The sequence below is a fragment of the Haladaptatus marinus genome, assembly GCF_051194195.1.
In genome coordinates this window covers 220142-241091 of sequence record NZ_JBLZNK010000002.1, presented here as the reverse complement: position 1 = coordinate 241091, position 20950 = coordinate 220142, and the positions used below count along the sequence as shown (strand labels likewise).

Annotated in this window: 20 protein-coding genes; 1 reads left to right on the top strand and 19 read right to left on the bottom strand. The window is 60.6% G+C overall.

Annotation, left to right across the window (positions count from 1 at the left end):
* Positions 1–188: 188 nt before the first annotated feature.
* The 4 genes from acs to ACN2TU_RS03215 form a co-directional block, all read right to left on the bottom strand.
* Positions 189–2162, bottom strand: a complete 1974-nt coding sequence (acs, locus tag ACN2TU_RS03230; RefSeq protein ID WP_435152910.1) for an acetate--CoA ligase — start codon at positions 2160–2162, stop codon at positions 189–191.
* A 164-nt stretch (positions 2163–2326) separates the two neighbouring features.
* Entirely contained in the window at positions 2327–3079 is a 753-nt protein-coding gene (locus tag ACN2TU_RS03225; protein ID WP_435152908.1) for a competence/damage-inducible protein A, read from the bottom strand.
* Positions 3080–3181: 102 nt separating this feature from the next.
* Positions 3182–4882 carry an acyl-CoA mutase large subunit family protein gene (locus ACN2TU_RS03220; RefSeq protein WP_435152906.1) on the bottom strand — a complete coding sequence of 567 codons (1701 nt, stop codon included), beginning with the start codon at positions 4880–4882 and terminating at the stop codon, positions 3182–3184.
* A 62-nt stretch (positions 4883–4944) separates the two neighbouring features.
* Positions 4945–5460 (bottom strand): DUF8009 family protein, encoded by a 516-nt coding sequence (locus ACN2TU_RS03215; RefSeq protein ID WP_435152904.1) that lies wholly within the window; start codon positions 5458–5460, stop codon positions 4945–4947.
* Positions 5461–5510: 50 nt separating this feature from the next.
* Between ACN2TU_RS03215 and ACN2TU_RS03210 the strand changes: the two genes are divergently transcribed.
* Complete coding sequence (locus tag ACN2TU_RS03210) at positions 5511–5777, top strand: hypothetical protein (protein ID WP_435152902.1); 267 nt, start codon at positions 5511–5513, stop codon at positions 5775–5777.
* 27 nt (positions 5778–5804) lie between these two features.
* Here ACN2TU_RS03210 and ACN2TU_RS03205 read toward each other — a convergent pair whose 3' ends face one another.
* The 15 genes from ACN2TU_RS03205 to ACN2TU_RS03135 form a co-directional block, all read right to left on the bottom strand.
* On the bottom strand, positions 5805–6557 hold the full coding sequence (locus tag ACN2TU_RS03205) for a CBS pair associated ParBc domain-containing protein (RefSeq protein ID WP_435153641.1): 753 nt from the start codon (positions 6555–6557) through the stop codon (positions 5805–5807).
* 183 nt (positions 6558–6740) lie between these two features.
* Positions 6741–8228, bottom strand: coding sequence for a DHH family phosphoesterase (locus ACN2TU_RS03200; RefSeq protein ID WP_435152901.1), 1488 nt, complete (start codon positions 8226–8228; stop codon positions 6741–6743).
* A 310-nt stretch (positions 8229–8538) separates the two neighbouring features.
* Positions 8539–10029, bottom strand: a complete 1491-nt coding sequence (locus tag ACN2TU_RS03195) for an NADH-quinone oxidoreductase subunit N (protein WP_435152900.1) — start codon at positions 10027–10029, stop codon at positions 8539–8541.
* The gene (locus ACN2TU_RS03190; protein WP_435152898.1) at positions 10029–11579 is read right to left on the bottom strand and encodes a complex I subunit 4 family protein; all 1551 of its coding nucleotides are present in this window, start codon (positions 11577–11579) and stop codon (positions 10029–10031) included. Before ACN2TU_RS03190 ends, ACN2TU_RS03195 begins: the two co-directional genes overlap by 1 nt.
* Entirely contained in the window at positions 11580–13613 is a 2034-nt protein-coding gene (nuoL, locus tag ACN2TU_RS03185) for an NADH-quinone oxidoreductase subunit L (RefSeq protein ID WP_435152896.1), read from the bottom strand.
* A gap of 2 nt (positions 13614–13615) precedes the next feature.
* Positions 13616–13924: an NADH-quinone oxidoreductase subunit NuoK gene (gene nuoK / locus ACN2TU_RS03180; protein ID WP_435152894.1), complete on the bottom strand. Its 309-nt coding sequence runs from the start codon at positions 13922–13924 to the stop codon at positions 13616–13618.
* Positions 13924–14280 carry a proton-conducting membrane transporter gene (locus tag ACN2TU_RS03175; RefSeq protein ID WP_435152892.1) on the bottom strand — a complete coding sequence of 119 codons (357 nt, stop codon included), beginning with the start codon at positions 14278–14280 and terminating at the stop codon, positions 13924–13926. The genes nuoK and ACN2TU_RS03175 overlap by 1 nt, the downstream gene beginning before the upstream one ends.
* On the bottom strand, positions 14277–14543 hold the full coding sequence (locus ACN2TU_RS03170) for an NADH-quinone oxidoreductase subunit J (protein WP_435152889.1): 267 nt from the start codon (positions 14541–14543) through the stop codon (positions 14277–14279). The genes ACN2TU_RS03175 and ACN2TU_RS03170 overlap by 4 nt, the downstream gene beginning before the upstream one ends.
* Positions 14544–14599: 56 nt before the next feature.
* Positions 14600–15061, bottom strand: a complete 462-nt coding sequence (locus tag ACN2TU_RS03165; RefSeq protein ID WP_266076142.1) for a NuoI/complex I 23 kDa subunit family protein — start codon at positions 15059–15061, stop codon at positions 14600–14602.
* Positions 15058–16152, bottom strand: coding sequence for a complex I subunit 1/NuoH family protein (locus ACN2TU_RS03160; protein ID WP_435152887.1), 1095 nt, complete (start codon positions 16150–16152; stop codon positions 15058–15060). The genes ACN2TU_RS03165 and ACN2TU_RS03160 overlap by 4 nt, the downstream gene beginning before the upstream one ends.
* Positions 16149–17801 (bottom strand): NADH-quinone oxidoreductase subunit D, encoded by a 1653-nt coding sequence (locus ACN2TU_RS03155; protein ID WP_435152884.1) that lies wholly within the window; start codon positions 17799–17801, stop codon positions 16149–16151. Before ACN2TU_RS03155 ends, ACN2TU_RS03160 begins: the two co-directional genes overlap by 4 nt.
* Positions 17798–18502 (bottom strand): NADH-quinone oxidoreductase subunit B, encoded by a 705-nt coding sequence (locus ACN2TU_RS03150; RefSeq protein WP_435152882.1) that lies wholly within the window; start codon positions 18500–18502, stop codon positions 17798–17800. Before ACN2TU_RS03150 ends, ACN2TU_RS03155 begins: the two co-directional genes overlap by 4 nt.
* The gene (locus tag ACN2TU_RS03145; protein WP_435152880.1) at positions 18499–18906 is read right to left on the bottom strand and encodes an NADH-quinone oxidoreductase subunit A; all 408 of its coding nucleotides are present in this window, start codon (positions 18904–18906) and stop codon (positions 18499–18501) included. The genes ACN2TU_RS03150 and ACN2TU_RS03145 overlap by 4 nt, the downstream gene beginning before the upstream one ends.
* Before the next feature lie 187 nt (positions 18907–19093).
* Positions 19094–19714, bottom strand: a complete 621-nt coding sequence (gene purE, locus ACN2TU_RS03140; RefSeq protein WP_435152878.1) for a 5-(carboxyamino)imidazole ribonucleotide mutase — start codon at positions 19712–19714, stop codon at positions 19094–19096.
* Entirely contained in the window at positions 19711–20901 is a 1191-nt protein-coding gene (locus ACN2TU_RS03135) for a 5-(carboxyamino)imidazole ribonucleotide synthase (protein WP_435152877.1), read from the bottom strand. The genes purE and ACN2TU_RS03135 overlap by 4 nt, the downstream gene beginning before the upstream one ends.
* Positions 20902–20950 lie beyond the last annotated feature (49 nt).

Sequence of the window (20950 nt, the reverse complement as noted above, 5' to 3'; positions counted from 1 at the left end):
TGGCTCGACATTGGTGACAACGACCGCTAGATGGAGTCTATTCCTTCGATACGTCGCGAAAACGCGTTTTGACGGGATAGCGATTACCGCTACTAGTTGGAAACGTCACGTAGTAATCACGCTCTCGACTCCACTCGTCGGGCGAAATCAATAATCGAGAAATACGGTTATTCGGGTCGTCTTCTGCGCTATTCGGTTTGAACCTTGTCCTGGATGTCTTCGACGACATCCGGATTTCGCAGGGTGGAGGTGTCGCCCAGTTCCTCGCCGTTGGCGATATCCTCCAGCAAGCGCCGCATGATTTTTCCGGAGCGCGTCTTCGGCAGCTCGGGCGTGAAGATAATGTCCTCGGGTCGCGCAATCGGGCCGATAGCGTCCTCGACGCCCGCGACGATTTCGTCGTGGAGTTCCTCGTCGCCTTCGGTACCTTCCTCCGTGATGACATAGGCGTAAACCGCCTCGCCTTTCACGTCGTGGTGACCGCCGACGACTGCGGCCTCGGCGACGCCCTCCACGCCGACGATGGCCGATTCGATTTCCATCGTGCCGAGACGGTGGCCCGAAACGTTGAGTACGTCGTCAACGCGGCCGAGGACGGTGATGTAGCCGTCTTCGTCCAGTTTCGCCCCGTCCTCGGGGAAGTACACCCACTCGTCCGCGTCGGGGTCGGAGTACTCCTGCCAGTACTCGGAGATGAAGCGGTCGTCGTTATTGTAGAGCGTCCGCAGCATGCCGGGCCACGGTTTCTGTACGGTCAAGTAGCCCGCACGTCCTGCGCCGACTTCATCACCTTTCGTATCCACCACCTTCGCGTCGATGCCGGGGAGCGGTGGGCCCGCACTTCCGGGTTTCATCGTCCCGATACCCGGCAGGGTCGTTACCATCATCCCGCCGGTTTCGGTCTGCCACCACGTGTCCACGATGGGGCATTCCTCATGGCCGATGTGTTTGTAGTACCACTTCCACGCTCGCGGGTTAATGGGTTCGCCGACCGTGCCGAGTAGTCGGAGCGACGAGAGGTCGTGTTTGTCAGGGTGCTGGTGTCCCCACTTCATGAACGCTCGAATCGCCGTCGGGGCCGTGTACAGTTGGGTCACCTCGTAGTTCTCCACGATTTCCCAGAGACGGTCTTTGTCCGGGTAGTCCGGCGTCCCTTCGTACATCACGCTCGTCGTTCCGAGCGCGAGGGGTCCGTAGACGATGTACGAGTGGCCGGTAATCCAGCCGATGTCGGCCGAACACCAGTAGGTATCCTCCGGTTTGACGTCGAGGACGGCGTGACTCGTCCACGCCACATACGACAGATAGCCCGCCGTGGTGTGCTTGACACCCTTGGGCTGGCCGGTCGTTCCCGAGGTGTACATCAAAAAGAGCATATCCTCGGCGTCGCGTTGAACCGGTTCGACCTCCGCGCCTTCTTGTTCGGTCACGAGGTCGTCGTAATCGAGTTCCCCGTTTTCCATCGGGTGGTCGTATTCGTCGCCGAGTCGGTCTACCACGACGACACTCTCTACGTCGTGACCCACGTTCGAGAGCCCTTTGTCGGCCTTTTCCTTGTGCTGAAGCGGGTCGCCACGGCGATAGTAGCCGTCACAAGTGACGAGGTATTTGGAGTCCGCACTCTCCATCCGGGTTGCAAGCGCGTCCGCCGAGAATCCGGCGAAGACGACGCTGTGGGGCGCACCAATGCGCGCACAGGCCAGCATTGCGATGGGGAGTTCCGGCACCATCGGCATGTACATCGTCACTACATCGTCCTCGCCAACGCCCTGTTCGCGGAGTGCGGCCGCGAATTCGTTGACCTCGCGGTGGAGGGATTCGTAGCTGTAGGTTCGTGTCTCGCCGAGTTCGCCGACCCACTCGATTGCCGTCTCGTCGCCTCGGTCGTCCAAGTGGCGGTCGAGGCAGTTGTACGAGGCGTTCAGCGTCCCGCCGGTGAACCATTCGTAAAACGGCGCGTTGCTGTCGTCCAGAACGGTGTCGTAGTCCTCGTACCAGTCGAGCAGATCACCCGCTTGTTCCCAGCACTCCGGCCAGTTTTCCTCGAACTCCTCGTAAATTCCTTCGTCGGCGACGTTCGCCTGTGCAACGAACGATTCCGGTGGCTCGAATGATTCCGCCTCTTCGAGCCGTGCTTCGAGTTCCACGGTATCGTCTGGCATATATCCATGCTAGCATGCTTTAACGAAGGTCATAAAGATATGCTATGTTCATCGACCATTTTCGGAACCGAAGTCGAACGATAGTTTATTTTATACGATAACGACTACTGGCGATCCGAATCCGTCACCGAACCCGATTCGGAATTCCTGTCCATCTTCTCATTTTATTTCATATCGGTATCTACCACATTAACCACCTCGACGTGGGTCCGTAACCATTCGACGGCGGCCGAAACTTCGTCCAAATCTGTCGATGTCACCTTCAGGCGACCTGGTGTGTCACCGCGTCCCGGATAGCTTCCGACCGCAACGTCGAACCGGTCTCGGACATCGGAGAGAACGCCTCCGAGCGCACCTTCTGGCGCTGGCGTGTGAATCGTCTCGGAGACGACCGCCCCATCGAACTCGTCCGCGACGAGTTCGAACATCGCTTTCATCTCACGCGGAATGCCAGGGAGGACGTAGACGTTCTCCACCGCACAACCCGGCGCCCACCCCGCATCGGTGAGGAGCGGTCGTCCCCCTGCCGGAAGTTCCGCGGCTTCGTCCAAATCCAGTTTGAGGTCGTACTCGTCGGTTAGTTCGGGGTTTTCCGTCGCGAACTGTCGCGCCTTCTCTTCGAGTCGCTCCCGTGTCTCCGTATCGACCACGGCGTTGCGGTCGAGCGCCATCGAAACGGCATCCATCGTCACGTCGTCCGGCGTCCCACCGAGTCCGCCGGTGACGACCACCGCATCGAACGAGTCGTGCCATTCGCGGACACGGTGGGCGATGATTTCGATGTCGTCGGGGAGTGTCAGGATTCTCCGCACCGACCCGCCGCGCTCGTGGATTTCTTCCGCTAACCACGCAGCGTTCATGTTCACGGTGTTGCCCGCGAGGAGTTCGTCGCCGACGGTGAGAATCGCGACCTGCATCGGAAACCGATAGTCGCTCCCTATCCATAACTGTTGAGGCGATGTACAAACTCTAAATCACAACTGCTAATTCACTGTCAACAGATCGAAAAGGAAATCGATTCAGGCCAGTCCGATTTTTTCCTGATAGCTTCCGTGTTCGGCCTCGAACACGTCCATGATTTCGCCCATCGTCGCGTAGGCTTTCACCGCATTGATGATGGCGGGCATGACGTTGTCGTCGTTCTGGATGGCGTCATCCAGTTCCGCCAGTGCGGCCTCGACGGCTTCGTCGTCGCGCTCCGCTTTGACCTCGGCGAGCCGTGCGAGTTGGCGGTCTTGGGTCTCCTCGTCCACCTTCAGAATCTCGGGTTTCGTGTCCTCCTCCATGTCGTACTTGTTGACGCCGACGACGATTTCCTCGCCGTCCTCGACGCGCTCTTGGTACTCGTAGGAGGCTTCCTGAATCTCGCGATGGAAGTAGCCGCGGTCGATGCCTTCGAGGACGCCGTCGCGAACCGAGCCGTCGCCCATCTCCTTGATTTCCTCGATGTAGGCCATCGTCTTCTCCTCAACTTCTTCCGTCAGGGATTCGACCGCGAAACTGCCGCCGAGGGGGTCGATGATGTCCGCGGCGCCACTTTCTTCGGCGATAATCTGCTGGGTTCGCAGGGCGACCCGAACCGCTTGCTCGCTCGGCAGTGCGAGCGCCTCGTCGAAGCTGTTCGTGTGAAGACTCTGGGTGCCGCCGAGGACCCCAGCGAGCGCCTGAATCGTCACGCGAACGATGTTGTTGAGCGGTTGCTGTGCGGTCAGCGACTGGCCAGCGGTCTGGGTGTGGAACTTGAGCTGTTTCGATTTCGGGTCTTCCGCACCGTACCACTCGTCCAGCACGGTCGAGTAAATTTTTCGGGCGGCGCGGAACTTGGCGATTTCCTCGAACAGCGAGTTGTGGGAGTTGAAGAAGAACGAAAGCTGTGGTGCGAACTCGTCAACGTCGAGGCCGCGCTCCATCGCATCCTCGACGTAGGCGAAGCCGTCGGCGAGGGTAAAGGCGAGTTCCTGTACGGCGGTCGAACCAGCTTCGCGGATGTGGTAGCCCGAAATCGAGATGGGCTTGATGTTCGGCGTCTCCTCCACCGCGAACTCCACGGTGTCGGTGACGGTGTGGAGCGACGGTTCGGGCGGGATAACCCACTCTTTCTGCGCGATGAACTCCTTCAGCATGTCGTTCTGGAAGGTGCCCCGGATTTCGTCGCGGGGGACGCCCTGCTGGTCGGCCAGCGCGACGTACATCGCGAAGATGACCGGCGCGCTCGGGTTGATGGTGAAACTGGTCGAAACTTCATCCAAGTCGATGCCGTCGAAGAGGATTTCCATATCGCGGAGGGTGTCCACCGCGACACCCTCCTTGCCGACTTCCCCGTCGGAAAGCGGGTCGTCCGAGTCCTTGCCCATCAAACTCGGCATGTCGAACGCCGTCGAGAGCCCCGTCTGTCCGTTGTCGGTGAGGTAGTGGAATCGTTCGTTCGTCTCCTCCGCCGTGCCGAACCCGGCGAACTGGCGCATCGTCCACGTTCGGCCACGGTACATCGTCGGGTAGACGCCGCGCGTGTAGGGGTCTTCACCGGGGAAGCCGAGGTCCTCCTCGTAGTCGATGTCGGCCACGTCGTTCGGGTCGTACAGGCGGTCTACTTCGAGATTCGAGACCGTCGCAAAGCGGTCTTTCCGCTCGCCGAACCGTTCCAGCACGGGCGAGAGGGTGTCTTCGTCCCACTCCTCTCGTTCCTGCTGAATCTTCTCCAAGTCGTCCTCGTCGTACATGTACGTCATTTCTTCCGGGCAATCCATTAAGGATTCGGTGGGTGATTTTTGAATCGGATCACTCAGCCCAGAACTGCGACTGCTACCCGGTGTCGCCCTGCCACCGTCTCAATTTCAGCAGTCTCTACGATATGCTCCCGAACCCCCTCGCGCCACGCTGACACCCCCGCCGTGTGGCGCTCGTGGTGTGCCTCCACGTCGTACTCGCCTGTGGAACCTCTCACGCTCGGGTCGGTGTCATCGACCTGTGGATACGGCGGTACCTCGGCGGTGACGAGCGTCCGCGGCGGGATTCGAATCGGGGCGGAACCACCACGGCCGTCGTCCGCCGGTTCCGTCGCCTGCACCACGTGGAGTCGGGCACGCACCCGTCCCGCGAACGGAGCCGTGATTCGAAGCACGGCCTCCCGGCCCCGTTCGGTCGCTTCGAGCGCGGTCACAACGTCGTCCGCATGAACCACGACGACGCGGATGACCGTCGGGTCGTCGCTCTCGCCGGGCATGGATTTCGATGGGTCGCCGAGCAAATTGTAGATGTCGGTGGACGGCGGAGAGGTCAGACGAACTCGCTTGTCCATGCCAAAACCCACCACAAAGCGTTTACCACGCTGAATGAAATCCCGAATCGATGACCTCCGATTCGAAGTTCCTCACCTTCTTCTGCTACACGTCGCTCGCCCTCGGCGTACTCACGGGATCCAACGCGATTCGGATTCTCGCCGAACTCCTCCTCTGGCCCTCGGCACCCTCCAGTTGGTACATCGCCGCCCTGCTACCGAACGCCTGCATCGCTATCATCGCGCTTAGTATCGGATTGATGGTTCGATATACGCTGAACAATCCACACTCCTACGGAGCCAGTGACACCGTTATCGGCAAGTGGAAACAGTGGTAGACCAGGACAGCAACAGGATAGAGCGAACTACTGCAATCGCTTGGTCGTCTCTACGAGCGGATGCCGGGCGTAATCGACCACCTGAATGTCGTCGATCGTTTCGAGTCCCTCTTTTTCGGCCGTCTTCGACATCCCGAGTTCGAGGCGATGGTCGGTAACGATGACGTAGGCGTCCATCTCTTCGATATCGAGGCGGTCTGCGGCTTTCGCGCGGTGGTGACCGTCCGCCAGTAGGAGGGTGTGGCCGTTCTCGATGACGACGAGGGGTTCTGCCAGTCCGCGCTCCATCTCGTATACGCGGCCCTCCAGTTCGTCGGCGTACACCTTCCCCTGTGTCGGCACGAGGTTGGCGAGTTTGATTTTCCGCCGTCGCTGTGAGACTTCGGTGTCGTGGATGGATTCGAGCGTCCGCATCAACTTGCCCACTTTTTCGGGTGTCACGCGCTCGATTTGACTCCGAATAACGTCCGTGTTGCTGATGATGCCGACGAGGTTGCCCGCGTCGTCAACCACCGGGAGTTTCTGAATCCCGGAGCGGAGAATGACGCGCGCGGCGTCGTTCACGTCCATGTCCGGATGGGCCACGATGAGTTCCTGGCTCATCACCTTGAAAATCGGCTCCTGGTCGTTTGCGAGCAGAAGGTCACGCGCACTGACGAACCCCTCGACGCGTCGTCCGTCGCAGACCGGAAATCCGTTGTGACCGTCGCTCTCCGCGATTCGCCGGGCAACCGATTCGACGGTTGCGTCGGGGGAAACGGTCGCCACGTCGCGCGTCATGTAATCCTTGACTTTCGCTTTGATACCCTCCGTTCCCCCGTCGGAGAGGGTACGAACCGTGGGTGACGTGCGGCGACCGTTTTCCTCCTCGGCCTCGTCCATGCAGAGTACCCATGCTGTGACGAGCAAAAAACTTCCCGACCGTCGATTCTGATTTGCCGAACCGGACTGATTGAACGGCCGCTATTCGTCGTCGCTCTCCGCGAGTTGAATGTCGAACGCGGCGACGTGTTCCCTGCCCGACTCGAACCCGTCGGAGTTGGGACGAGAGCGAACCGTCTCGAAGAAGCGATCCGTAACGATTTCGCCGACGATAGTCGAAAGCGACGCCTCCTCTTCGTCCTCGACTTCGCCCAGCAGGCCGAGCGGAATCTGTGCCCCGGCCATATCGGCGTGCCCACCCGCGCTCCCGATTTGACCGAATGCGGCCCGCATGGTTTCGCCGAGGTCAACGTCGGTACCACGGGCGCGTGCGGAAACGTACACAGTTCCATCCATAAAGCCGAAGACGAGCGTCACGTTGACGCCGTCCATGTTGAGCAGGCGGTCTGCGGCCTGTGCCAGCGCGTCCCTGTCCGAGAGCGCGCCGACGCAACTCGCCAGCACCGTCCCGTCGAGTTCGCGGTTTCGTATTGCCCGGGAAATCGTATCGAAGGTGTCGGGGGTGATGGACGGACTTTCGACGCGCTCCAACGTGCCGGTATCCGCGTGTGGGAGCAAGAACGCCGCGGCCTCGAAATCCGCTTCGGACACTTCCCGAGTGAAATCCTTGGTGTCCACACGAATTCCGTAGAGGAGACCAGTTGCGACCCGCTCGTTGGGGTCGATTCCGAGGTGTTCCAAGTGATCCGCGAGCAGCGAACTCGTCGCGCCGACGCGACTGCGCAGGTCGACGAATCGCGCCTCCACCGGGTGATTCGGCGGGTGGTGGTCGATAACCACGTCGACCGGCGTATCCTCGGGCAGTTGGTCGTTAACACCCGGACTGGAGTGGTCGACCAGCGCGATACCCGCGAACTCCGAGAGGTCGTCGTCCGGTTCCAAATTTCGAAGGTTCAGTTCGAGCAGGTTGACGAACGCCCGGTTCTCCTGATGGGAGATGGCGCCGTAGTAGCACGTTTCCGCTTCGGTGCCGACCGATTCCGCCAATCCCTCTAGCGCGACTGCACTGGCGATGGCGTCCGGGTCCGGGTTGTCGTGCATGAAAATCCCGAGTTTGCCGTCGATATCGCGGAGCACACGCTGAAGTTCGTGCGTACGAAACGCCGTCTCCCCGTCCGTCGTCGACAACACCTGATCGACGATGAGCGTACCGGGGTCGATAACGCGGTCGGCGAGGTCGGACAACTCCATAGACACCGTTTCCGACGGATTTTCACCCGCGTAGGCGACCAGATAGACGTTCGGGTATGCATCGCGAACGACGCGTGCCGAGTCCCGATTCAGTTCGGGGTCGTCACCCGCGACGAACGCGATATCGACATGCGGCCGTCCGGCAGTGACCGCCGGGTCGGCGGGGTCAGCGCGGGTCGCCGAGATGCCCTGGGTGCGGAGCGTTTCGACCCTGCTTTCGTTTTCGTCGACGACGACGAGGCTACCGGGCCACTCGGCCACCTCCTCGACGATTGCATGCCCGACGGAGCCACAGCCGAGCATGAGCCGCGAAACCATTCTACCACCGATTGCTAGTCGGAGACCTAAAACCTGTTGGGAATCCTTTGGAGTGTGTCAGTGGTTTAAATGGGCGCTCGTGATGGTTGGGGGAACGTCGTAGAGTGTGATTGCTACTGTGACGAACGTTCGCGGTGAGCGACTGATGACGGTCCTGCCTGGCTGACGTTTGTAGACTCAGAGATCTAAGCGCGCTCTCAAACCATCTCGGGGCGTCAGTTCTCATGTTGGTAACTCGATGAACGGCGTCTCTACTCCAAACGAAACGTCGTCAAAAAATCCGCAAAAATCGAATTCGGTTTCGCGGCGATTACCCGAGCAGCGTGAGCGCGGCGTTGATGGCCGTGTCGGCAACCGGGTTGAATGCCGGAAGCAGCAGAACTGTCGCGGCGGCCGCCGCGAGGACGGCAACGTAGAGTCCGGTTGGCGTGCTGCGAATCGTCAGTTCGGATTCCGGTTCCTCGATCCACATCGCCTTGACGACGCGGCTGTAGTAGTACAGCGACAGCGCGCTGTTCACGGCACCGACGGCCGCGAGCCACCAGAATCCGGCACCGACCGCGGCACCGAACAGGACGTACTTGCTCATGAACCCGGCACCGATCGGCAGGCCGGCGAGGTTGAACATGAACACCGTCATGGCGACACAGGCTATCGGGGCCTTCGTCGCCAATCCGTTGTAATCCTCGAACGTCCGACCGACGCCCCAGTTTTCGACCAGCGCAATGAACAGGAACGCGCCCGTGTTCATGAAGCCGTAGACGAGCAGGTGCATCATCGCACCGCCCATCACCCAATCGTCGTTGCCGCCGGTGAGGGCGGCGAGACCGATGAGCACGTAGCCCGCGTGTCCGATCGAGGAGTACGCGAGCATGCGTTTGACTTTGTCCTGCGTCGCCGCGGCGAAGTTCCCGAGCGTCATCGTGATGACGGCGAGAATCTGGAACGCCAGCACCCAGTCCACGGTGGCCGCCACGTCCCCGATCGGGAACGCGGTGACGAACACGCGGAAGGCAACGGCGAACCCGGCGGCCTTCGAAGCCGACGACAGGAACGCCGAGATGGGTGCGGGTGCACCTTCGTACGCCTCGGGTGCCCAGAAGTGGAACGGCACGGAAGCCGTCTTGAACGCGAACCCGCCGAGAACCATCAGCACACCGAGGCCGAGGATGCCGGGCAACGCTTCCACGTTCAGGTTGCTCGCAACCTGTTCGAGTTGCAGGTGTCCAGTGACACCGTACACGAGGCTGATACCGTAGGCGAAGATGGCCGACGAGAGCGCGCCGATGAGGAAGTACTTGAGACCTGCCTCAACGCTCCCGCGGTTTTTCTTCAGGATTGCGACCAGCCCGTAGGACGGAAGGCTGGCCAGTTCGAGGCTGACGAACACCGTCGCCAGACTGTTCGAACTCGCCATCAGCGTCATCCCGGTTGCCGCGAGGACGACCAGCGAGTAGAACTCGGCCTGATACGGCTGGCCTTTCATGTAGTCGTAGCTCGCAACACAGACCAACGCGGTGACGCTCGTGAAGATGAGCGTGAAGAACAGGCTCATCGTGTCCACGACGAGTGCGCCATCGTACAGCATAATCGCCTCTTCGCCCGTGCCGGAAACGATGGACAACGCGGCGAGGCCGCCCGCGATGACTGCACCGAGCGTCGAGATGCCCGCGAGGAGCGGACGGTTGCTCGTATCCGGGGAGACGCTGTCAACGACGAGCAGTATCAGTGCCGTCAGACCGAGGACGATTGCGGGAGCCATCGTGGTCCAGTCGGCACCTGCACCGAGTGCTTGTGCCATCAGTGACCACCTCCACTGCCGATAAGGGCCATGTCACCCACGGCGTCCTGAATCATCCCGTAGAAGATGTCCGGTTGGACACCCAGCAGGATGACGAGCAGGATGAGCACCACGAGGGGTGCCACGTCGTGGAAGTCGGCTCGCCCGACCTTGTAATCGGTTTCGAGGCGGAACGGGCCGAACAGGGTTCGCTGCATGGCGAACAGCAGGTAACCCGCGACGATGACGATACCGAACATCGCCGCGCCCGTGAACAGTGCAAGCGCGTTGCCCGGAATGACGGTGGACTGGAACGCGCCGACGAAGATGAAGAACTCCGCCGCGAAGCCAGCCATCAGCGGCAGTCCCATGTAGCCGAACGCGCCCGCGACGAACACCGCGACGGTAATCGGCATCTTGTCCGCGAGTCCGGACATGTCCGAGACCATGCGGGTGTGCGTCGTGTTGTAGATGACGCCGACCGCCATGAACATCAGTCCCGAGATGAGACCGTGGGCGATCATCTGGAACGTCGCACCGCCGACGCCGTACATGTTGTACGCGACCAATCCGAGGATGACGTACCCCATCGAGGACACAGAGGAGTACGCGACGATGCGTTTCAGGTCGGACTGGGCCAACGCGAGCATCGCGCCGTAGATGACGCTCACAACCGCCACGATGGCGATGATGAGCGCGAAGTCCTTCGCAACTCCCGGCAGCATCGTGAAGTTGAATCGCAGGAGCGCGTAGGTACCCATTTTCAGCATGACGCCCGCCAGCATAATGGACACCGGCGTCGGTGCCTCAACGTGAGCGTCGGGCAGCCACGTGTGGAACGGGACGATTGGAACCTTCACGCCGAAACCGGCGAACATGGCGAAGAACGCGACCACTTTCAGCGTGTTCGCGTCAATTCCGCCGAGGCCGCTAAGTTCGCCGTTGTTGAGCGCGCCCGTAATCGCTGGTAAATCGAGCGAGGTCACCGAATCACCCAGTCCGAAGACGAGGGCGATGAACCCGATGAACATCACCAGCGAGGCGACGTTCGTGTACACGAAGAACTTGATAGCCGCGTACTTCCGGCGTGGGCCGCCCCACACGCCGATAAGGAAGTACATCGGTACCAAGACCATCTCCCAGAAGATGAACCAGACGAAGAAATCGAGCGCCGAGAAGACGCCGAGTAGGCTCATCTCCATGAAGAGCATGAGACCGTAGAACTGGCTCTGGCGCGACTGCACCGGCGTCCACGCCGCCAGAATCGAGAGGGGCGTGAGCACCGTCGTCAGCACCAGGAGCGGCATGCTGATGCCGTCCAGTCCAACGTGCCAGTTGAGCGCGTACGGGCCGATAGCGACCCATTTTGCCATCGTTTCGAAAGCGAGGGTACCGCCCAACAGGGCGTTACCCTGCGCTCCCGTCGCCTCGAAAGAGCTGTACATCCAGAGGCTCCCGCCGAGCGGGAGCAGGCTCAGTACGAACGCGAGTTTCCCTGCGACCTTATCGGGCGCGAGGAACACCACGAACGCGCTGAGGAGTGTAACCGCGAGAAGTGCTTCGATCATCATCTAGAACCAACCTCCCGTAAAGCCGATGACGAGAAGCAGGACGAGGAACGACGCCGTGAGAAGCAGCGCGTAATTCGTCACGATGCCGCTCTGAATCCGCTTCATTCTGCTTCCGCCAAACAGGCTCACGCTGGAGATGCCGTTGACGACGCCGTCGATGACGCCGCCGTCGAACTTGTCCGCCGCCCGCGCGAGGGGGAGTGTGATGCCAGTTGCGAGCCAGACCTGCGACTCGTCGAGGTAGTAGTTGTTGAACAGCACCGTTTTCGCGCCACCGAGCTTGTCGGTGTGTGCGACGGGTTCCGGGACGTTGTAGAGCGTCCACGCGAGTCCCGCGCCCGCGAGGGCGAGGGCGAGCGACACCACTCCGGGGAGGAGCGGGCCGATGTTTTCTGCCGGTGCACCGTAGGCGAATTCCTCGATGAGGTGTTCGTAGTGGTGCGCGCCGGTTGCCTCGACCGGGCCGTTGAGCCACGAGTGGAGGAATTCGATGTTCTCCATGTGCAGGAGTTCCGCGACCGGCGTCATGTTGACCAGACCGGAAACGGCGGCGAGGATGCCGAGCACGACGAGCGGGAACTTGACGTTCCAGCCGACGCCGTGTGGGTTGCGCGCCGTTTCGCTCCGCGGCTTGCCGTGGAAGGTCAAAAAGACCATCCGGAACGTGTAGAAGCCGGTGAAGAACACCGCGATGAGACCCATCACGTATGCGCCGAGCAGGATTGGGTTTTCCACCCCGTGGATGAGCGCCTCGTAGAGCACCTCGTCCTTCGACCAGAAGCCGGAGAACGGAACAATGCCCGCGAGTGCGAGCGAACCTGCGAGGAACGTCCAGTACGTGACCGGCATTTTCTCTTTCAGACCGCCCATGTCCCACATGTTCTCGTTGTGGTGCATTGCGATGATGACCGACCCCGCTCCGAGGAACAGGAGTGCCTTGAAGAAGGCGTGGGTCATCAGGTGGAAGGTCGCCGCGACGTAGCCACCGGCGCCCAGTCCGAGCATCATGTAGCCGTACTGCGAGATGGTGGAGTACGCGAGCACCTGTTTGATTTCGCGTTTGACGACGCCCATCGTCGCCGCGAACAGTGCCGTGAACCCACCAATGAACGCGATGATGGCCAGCACCTGCGGGAGCAGGGCGTAGAAGCCGTACATGCGCGCGACGAGGTAGACGCCTGCCGCGACCATGGTCGCCGCGTGAATCAGCGCGGAAACGGGCGTTGGGCCTTCCATCGCGTCCGGAAGCCACGTGTGCAGGGGGAACTGTGCCGACTTACCGACGACACCGCCCAGCACCAGCAGGCCGACGATGGAGAACCACGCTCTCGGGTCGAGTCCGAACAGTGTGGTCACTTCGCCCTCGCCGCCTTCGGCGAGCGCCATTTCCGCCATGTGCGCGAACGAGTGGTCGCCCGCGAACTGCGCCGTCCCGAAGGTGGCGAACACCGCCACCACGCCGATGAGGAAGAAGTAGTCACCGAAGCGGGTGACGAGGAACGCCTTCTTCGCGGCGCTCGGTGGGCCGGGTTGGCGGAACCAGAACCCGATGAGCAGGTACGAACACAGCCCCACGAGTTCGAAGAACATGAACGCCATCAGCAGGTTGTCCGCGAACACGAACGAAAGCATGCTGAAGGTGAACAGGCCGAGACCGGCATAGTACCGTGGCAGGCCGGTTTCGCCCTCGTCGTTCATGTATCCGAGGCTGAAGATGTGGACGAGCACTGCGACAAGTGAGACGATGACCAGCATCATCGACGACAGCGGGTCGAGGAAGATGCCGAAGTGCAGGTCGAACGTTTCGAGCCCGTTCACCCACACGATGGTCTCGTGGTAGGACTCGCCGCCCGACACCGTGATGAACACCCACAGCGAGAGGGCAAGCGACCCGGCGGTCGCGAGAATACCCGGAAGCGCGCCACCTTTCGGAAGCATCTTCCGCGCGAACTCGCCGCCGAGCATTGCGATCAGGAACGATACGAACGGCAGGAGTGCGATTACCGGTGCCAGTTCGAATGCTGTTGCCGCCATTGTTACCACCTCATAGTCGTCGCTTGGGTTACGTCCACGTCCTTGAAGTTACGATACAGCACGAGGATGATGCCGATTCCCACCGCGACTTCCGCGGCACCCAGTGCCAGCGTGAACAGACTGAACGTCTGGCCGGTCAGGTTGCCGTGATAGTGTGAGAACGCGACGAGATTGATGTTCGCGGCGTTGAGCATCAGCTCGACGCTGATGAGGAACATCAGTGCATTCCGTCGCGTGAGGATGCCGAACAGTCCCGTGCAGAACACGGCGGCCGAAAGCAGCAGGTAGTATTGGACTGGAATTGCGGCCATTACTCGTCGTCACCTCCCGTATCTTTTCCTCCGTCCGTCCGGAGTGGCGAGAAGACGCCACCGCCTTCGCGGCGGGCCAGCATCACTGCGGCCACCAGCGCCGCGACGAGGACGAGGTCAATAATTTCGAACGCGATGAGGAACCCTTCGCTCGAGACGATATTCTGGCCCTCAACGCTGACGATGTTGAACATCGCGTAGCCGATGCTCGCGGTGATGTTTGCCCCGTTCTGGAACCCTGCTGGGTTTTGGAACGACGCGCCGAGGAACACCACGGCGAGGACGCCAAACAGCGCGACTGCGACGATGCCGGGAAGCATCGTCGATGGATCACGCATGCGTGGTCGCGATGTCATGCGTTAGTCACCTCCTCTGTACTTGTATGACGTGTGAGCATGACGGCGAACGTTATGAGGATGAGAACCCCGCCGACATAGACGAGGATCTGCATCGCCGCAACGAACTCCGCCTGCAACATAACGTAGTGGACTGCGAAGCTCAGTAATGAAACACCGAGCAACAGCGCCGCATGCCACACGTCCCGCACCAGGACAGCGCCCAAGCTACTCACCACTGTTACCGCGGCGAACAACCCGAACGCGATGGTTTCGTATGCCATTTCGGTTACCTTTGGGTTTGGATAAACGCCCTTTTAAGATTTCGAGACGGGCGCGTTTACTGGTAGTCTACTGCTCCCTCGCCCTCTCCGATCCACGCGGAACGGTCGGGTTCGCGCGATTCGAGCGGGTCGATATCTTTGTACCAGGGGACATTCTTCAACTGTTCTTTGTTGTAGACGAGATCGTCCTTCGTGTCACCCGTGAACTCGAAGTTCTGGGTGAGCAGGATGGCGTCAACGGGGCAGACCTCCTCGCAGAGTCGGCAGTAGATACACTGCCCGACGTGGAGGTTGTACTGCTCGCCGTTGCGCTGGTCGTCCTGAACGATCTGAATCGTGTCGTTCGGACAGACGTTCTCGCACTGGCGACACCAGATACAGCGCTCTTGGCTGAACTTGTGGATGCCGCGGAAGCGCGGACTGACTTCGGGTGCCACGTCGGGATATTCGACCGTGAACGTAGACCCGTCCAGTGCGTGCTTCATCGTCGTTGCCATTCCTTTGAGTAGTCCGATCATAGCATCACTCCCACGATAACGGCCGTGAGAACCAAGTTTGCGAACGAGAGCACGAGCATGCCCTTCCAACCGATTTCGATGAGTTGGTCGATACGAACACGCGGCACTGCCGAACGTGCCCACTGCGTGAACAGGAACACAGCCCAGATTTTGACGGTAAACCAGATGAAGCCGATCGACCCGGAAGCGGGGCCGTCGGGGCCACCGAGGAAGACGGTGGCGATGATGGCACCGCCAAGGAAGATGTGCAGGAACTCACCGAGGTAGAACAGCACGAAGTACACGCTGGAGTACTCGGTCTGGTATCCTGCAACGATTTCCGTCGGTGCTTCCGGGATGTCGAACGGGTTCCGGCCGATTTCGGCGAGGTTCGCCGCCATGAACAGCACGAACGCGAACGGGTTAACGAACGCGTACCATGCCGGGATGCCGAAGCCACCGATCGAAATCAGCGTCTCCTGCTGTTGGGCGACGATTTGGCTCATCTGAAGCGACCCCGTGAAGATGACGACGGAGGCCGCCGTCACGACGAGCGGAATCTCGTAGGCAATGTTCTGTGCCACCGCACGAAGCGCGCCGAGCAGCGAGTATTTGTTGTTCGACGCGTAGCCACCCATCGTCACGCCGAGCGTGGCGATGGATGCGACGGCAAACACGTACGCCAGCCCCGTCTCGGGATCAGCGAGTTGCAGATTGATGCCGAAAAGGGAACCCATCGGGATGACCGCGAAACCGAGCAGCGCCGACGACGCCATGACGATTGGCGCGAGGTCGTAGGCCGGACGGTCCGAGCCGTCCGGAATGATGAGTTCTTTGCCGAGCAGTCGCACTGCGTCCGCGATGATGATGAGCAGTCCGAACGGCCCGACACGGTTCACTGCAATCCGGTCGGTGAACGCCGCCGTGATTTTTCGTTTCGCCCACGGACCGGCGAACGCCGTCATCGTCATCATGATGGTGCCGATGATGGCCGCGCCGATGAGCGCCGATAGCAGTTCCTGCCACGCGGCAGGGTTGTTCCCGAACAGCGCGCGAGCGATCTGTTCCGGAAGAACGACCGGGCTTTGTCCCTGTAGCGGAACGAAGCTCATCGATCGACCTCCCCGAGAATTACGTCCAGGCTGCCGAGGGTGGCGACGAGGTCGGGGATGTACTCCCCATTGGACATCTCGCCGAGTGCCGACAGGTTACAGAAGCACGGACTGCGAATCTTGAACCGGCCCGGTTTGTCCGTCCCGTCCGCGCGGATGTAGATACCGAGTTCACCCTTCGCCGCTTCGACGGCGCGGTACACTTCGGTGTCCGCTTCCGGTTTGAGCGTCCGGGGCACGTTCGACTGAATCTCGCGTTCGTCTTCTGGCCAGTCTTCGAGCAGTTCGACACATTGCTCGATGATTTTCGCCGATTCCTCGACCTCGCGCATCCGAACGAGCAGTCGCGCGTAGTTGTCACAGCCGTCTTCGGTGACGACGTTCCAGTCGAGTTGGTCGTAATAGCCGTACGGGTCGTCACGACGCAGGTCGTAGTCGATGCCCGACGCTCGGGCAATCGGTCCGGTTGCACCGTACTGTTTGGCAACGTCCGGTTCGAGGACACCCGTGTCGATGGTTCGAATCTGGAAGATTTCGTTGCTCGTGATGAGGTCGTGGTACTCCTCGAGCGTTGGCGGGAGGTCGTTCAAGAAGTCGTGAATCTTCTCGAAGAACTCCTCGCGCGGCTCCGGAATGTCCCAGACGACACCGCCGAGGCGGAAGTAGTTGAACATCATGCGCTGACCGGTGAGGTCTTCCAGAATGTTCTGGACGATTTCTCGGTCACGCATCGCGTACATGAAGATAGCAGTGAAGTCGCCGTAGATGTCGAGACAGAACGTCCCGAGTGCCAGCAGATGCGATGCGATACGACAGAGTTCCGCACCCATCGTCCGGATAATTTGTGCGTACTCCGGCACGTCGAGGTCGTTCAAGTCCTCGGCGACGCGCGCGTACGCCCACTCGTTGAGCAGGCCGGCGGACGCGTAGTCCCAGCGGTCGGGGTACGGCATAATCTGGTGACGGTACGTTCCGTTCTGGGCCATCTGCTCCTCACAGCGGTGGAGATAGCCGATGTCCGGGTCAACGTCCGCGACCTGTTCGCCGTCGAGCGTCGTCTTCAGGTGTAACACACCGTGCGTTGCCGGGTGGTGTGGACCGATGTTGAGGAACATCGTGTCCGACTCCTCGTCGAGGTGGTCTTCCTGAATCGGATTTTTGTGCTCGTTGAACGAGACGATCTGTGGCTGGTCTTGGTCGTAGTTCCGCGACAGCGGGTGACCCTGCCACGTCTCGGGCAACAGAATCCGACGAAGGTCGGGGTTGCCCTCGTAGTCGATTCCGACGAGGTCGTACGCTTCGCGTTCGTGCCACTCCGCCGTGCGATATACGGGTTCCGCCGACTGGTGTGTCGGCGCGTCGAGCGGCGTCGGAACGACGACGCTCGCTTCCTGCGTCGGGTCGTCGTACTTTTTGAGGTGGTAGATGCTCTCGTAGCGGTCTTCGTAATCCTGTGCCGTGAGCATCGAGAGGTGGTCGAATCCAGCCTCGTCGCGGAGCGTTCTGAGTGCGTCTTCCACTTCGTCGGGGCGAACGACGAACCCGGGCGCGTTCAGATGTTCCTCGCGCCCGATGACGTGGTCACTGAGCAGTTCGGCGAGTTCGTCCCCATCGACGCCTTCGACTGCGGGAACTTCTTGCGAGCTCATGGTGAATCAGCCCAGTTATAGCGCATGACGAGGTCGTCCTCGTCGATTTCCTTCGACAACTTGTCGACGATTTCGTCTCGCTCCAAGTCGCCGAACTGCTCCAGTTCGTACGGTTTGACCGTCACCGGACTGGTTTCTCCGTTGGCGACGCGCTCTTGCAGTTTCACGACGCCGTAGACGAGTGCCTCCGGGCGTGGCGGACATCCGGGGACGTGAATGTCGATCGGGATGACCTCCTCCGCGCCCTTGATGACGTTGTATCCCTCTTGGAACGGACCGCCGCTGATGGCGCACGAACCCATGTTCACGACGAACTTGGGTTCCGGCATCTGGTCGTAGACGCGCTTCATCCGCGGCGCAAACTTCGAGACGATCGTCCCGGGGACGATCATCACGTCGGCTTGTCGCGGCGATGCGCGCGGCACACCTGAACCGAAACGATCCAAGTCGTGTTTGACCGCATAGGTGTGCATCATCTCGATGCTACAGCAGGCGATACCGAACTGTAGCATGAACATCGACGACCCCCGTACCCAGTTCATGAACTTGTCGAACTTCGTGAGGATGAACGGGGATGCGCCGAACGCTTCTCGAAGTTTCGAGTTGAAGCGGTTATCGACGCCATCGCCCATTCGGGCCTCACGAGTTTTGGTCTGGGGTGCTGTGCTACCCTGAATAAATTCCCGTGGTTCGTTGCTCATTGTTCCACTCTCCGTTGCGTTCCGCGGGGGCTCCGAACCCACCGCACCGCACCGTTACGCCAGGCCCAAACGAGGCCGACGACGAGAACCGCGATGAAGACCAACATCGGAGCGAGCACCGTCGCAAGGCTGACGCCACCTTCGATGGCGTTGCGATAGATGACCGTCCAAGGGAAGATGAGGACAGTCTCGATGTCGAAGACGACGAACAACAGCGCAACCATATAGTATTGGATGTTGAACCGAATGCGCGTCGTCCCGGTTGGAATTTCACCGCTCTCGTAGGTGGCGGATTTTCCCTGTTCTGGCACGGTTGGTCTGAGGAGACTCGAAACTACCATCATACTCAATGGAATTGCAAGTCCCACCAGAGCCAGCGCGCCAATGGCTACCCATGGATTCATACCGGTATTCTCCTAGCAGGCGGTGTTTTGTGAGCGCACCCCTATAAGCGTTGATTCTTGCGATTCCGGGCAGTCAGGGCCACTTTGAACCGTCTCGTGGCAACTGACGCTTTCTTTTCCGTAACGTCACGTTTCCTGCGACGGCCGAAATTCTCCACCGCTACGGAATAGACAGAAAAAGGGGAAGTTAGGATTCGTCCAGGAAACCCTGGGTTCCGCTTTCGTGCAGTTTTATCGATACCTCTCCGACGCTGGATTGTAGCTCGTCGTGATACGCAACCAACTGTTTCCGGATGTCGTCGTGTTCACGGGCCAGTATCTGCGCCGCCGAGAGACCGGCGTTGAACGACTTGCCCGCATCCACCGCGACGATCGGTGCGCCGGTCGGCATCCCGATGACCGACGAAACCGATTTTTCCTGTACTGGAACCCCAACGACCGGAAGTGGGTAAGCAAGCGACGCGGTCATGTTCGGCAGGTCGGCGGATTTGCCGCCCGCGCCCGCGATGATGACATCCAAGCCGCGGGCTTCCGCCGTCTTCGCGTAGGCGTACATCAAATCGGGCGTCCGGTGGGCCGAAACGACGTATGTTTCGAAGGTGAACCGTGCTTCCGGCGGGTCGTCGTAGTCGGTTGCTTCCTCGAACCCGAGCGCGGTGAGAGCGTCGTAGGCACCCGACATCACGTCCAAATCGGAGTCGCTTCCCATGATGATTCCGACCTCGGGGGTCGCTTCCGGGTCACGGTCGCGTTCCGCCTCGGCTTCGAACTGTTCGATGAGTCGCTGAACTGAGTCTGCGTTCTTCATTGGAATGTGAGTGTGTCTGTGAGCGAGCGTGCATCTGCGAGCAGGTCGGCAGTCGATGATTCGACTGCCGACGCCTCATCGGTCGGCGAGTCGTTCGCGAACGACCCGCCGACGAGGGTGACGTGGCCCATCTTTCGAAGCGGGCGAACCTGATGCTTGCCGTACCAGTGGAACGACGCGCCGTGAGTGGAAAGCACCTCGTCCACGCCGGAGAGGTCTGCGGGTTGGCTTTCCGCAACGTCCCCGAGGATGTTCGACATCACCACCGGACTTCGGAGGTCATTCGCCCCGAGTGGATAGCCGAACACACCGCGAACGTGCTGTTCGAACTGCGACGTCAGCGCACCCTCGATGGTGTAGTGGCCCGAATTGTGGGGTCGCGGTGCGATTTCGTTCACCGAAATCGCACCGTCCTCACCCTCGAACAGTTCGATTCCGTACACACCGCGTCCGGACAGCACCGACAGAACGTCGCGCGCGACGTCCTCCGCTCGCTCGCGCACCGGTTCCGATGCGCGAGCGGGAACCACGGTTTCGCGCAGGATTTCGTCCTCGTGGACGTTCTCACCCACCGGGAAGGTGGCAATCTCGTCGTCTCCTTTGACCGCGATTACCGAGAGTTCGCGCTCGAAGGGGACGAACTGCTCGACCATCAACTCGCCCGAGACTTCGTCGAGGACGGAATCCACGTCGTCCGGCGATTCGACGGGAACGTTTCCGCGCCCGTCGTAGCCGCCCTTTCGGGCTTTCAGCATCATCGGGTAGCCGAACTCCTCCCCCGCCGCCAACAGGTCGTCGCGGTCGTCCACGGGGCGGAAGTCGGGCACCGGAATCCCCTGCTCTTTCAGCGCGCGCTTCTGGACGAGTTTGTCCTGAATCATCCGCAAGGTGGCCGGGTCGGGATGCACCGGCACGCCGTACTCCTCCTCGACCGCTTCGAGAACATCCGGGTCGGCGAGTTCGATTTCGAACGTCAACGCGTCTGCCGTCTCCGCGAGTTCCCGAATCGCGTCCTCGTCATCGAAGCCACCGACGATCTGCTCCCGTGCGACCGAGGATGCAGGACAGTCCGGCGTCGGGTCTAAAACGACCAGTTCGACGCCGAGCGGGGAGGCAGCCTCCGCGAGCATCCGACCGAGTTGTCCGCCACCGACGACGCCGAGAATTGGCGGTGAAGCCGTAACCATGTCATCCGCGAGTTATGGCTGTGAGTGCATAAAATTTGCCAACCCCAAC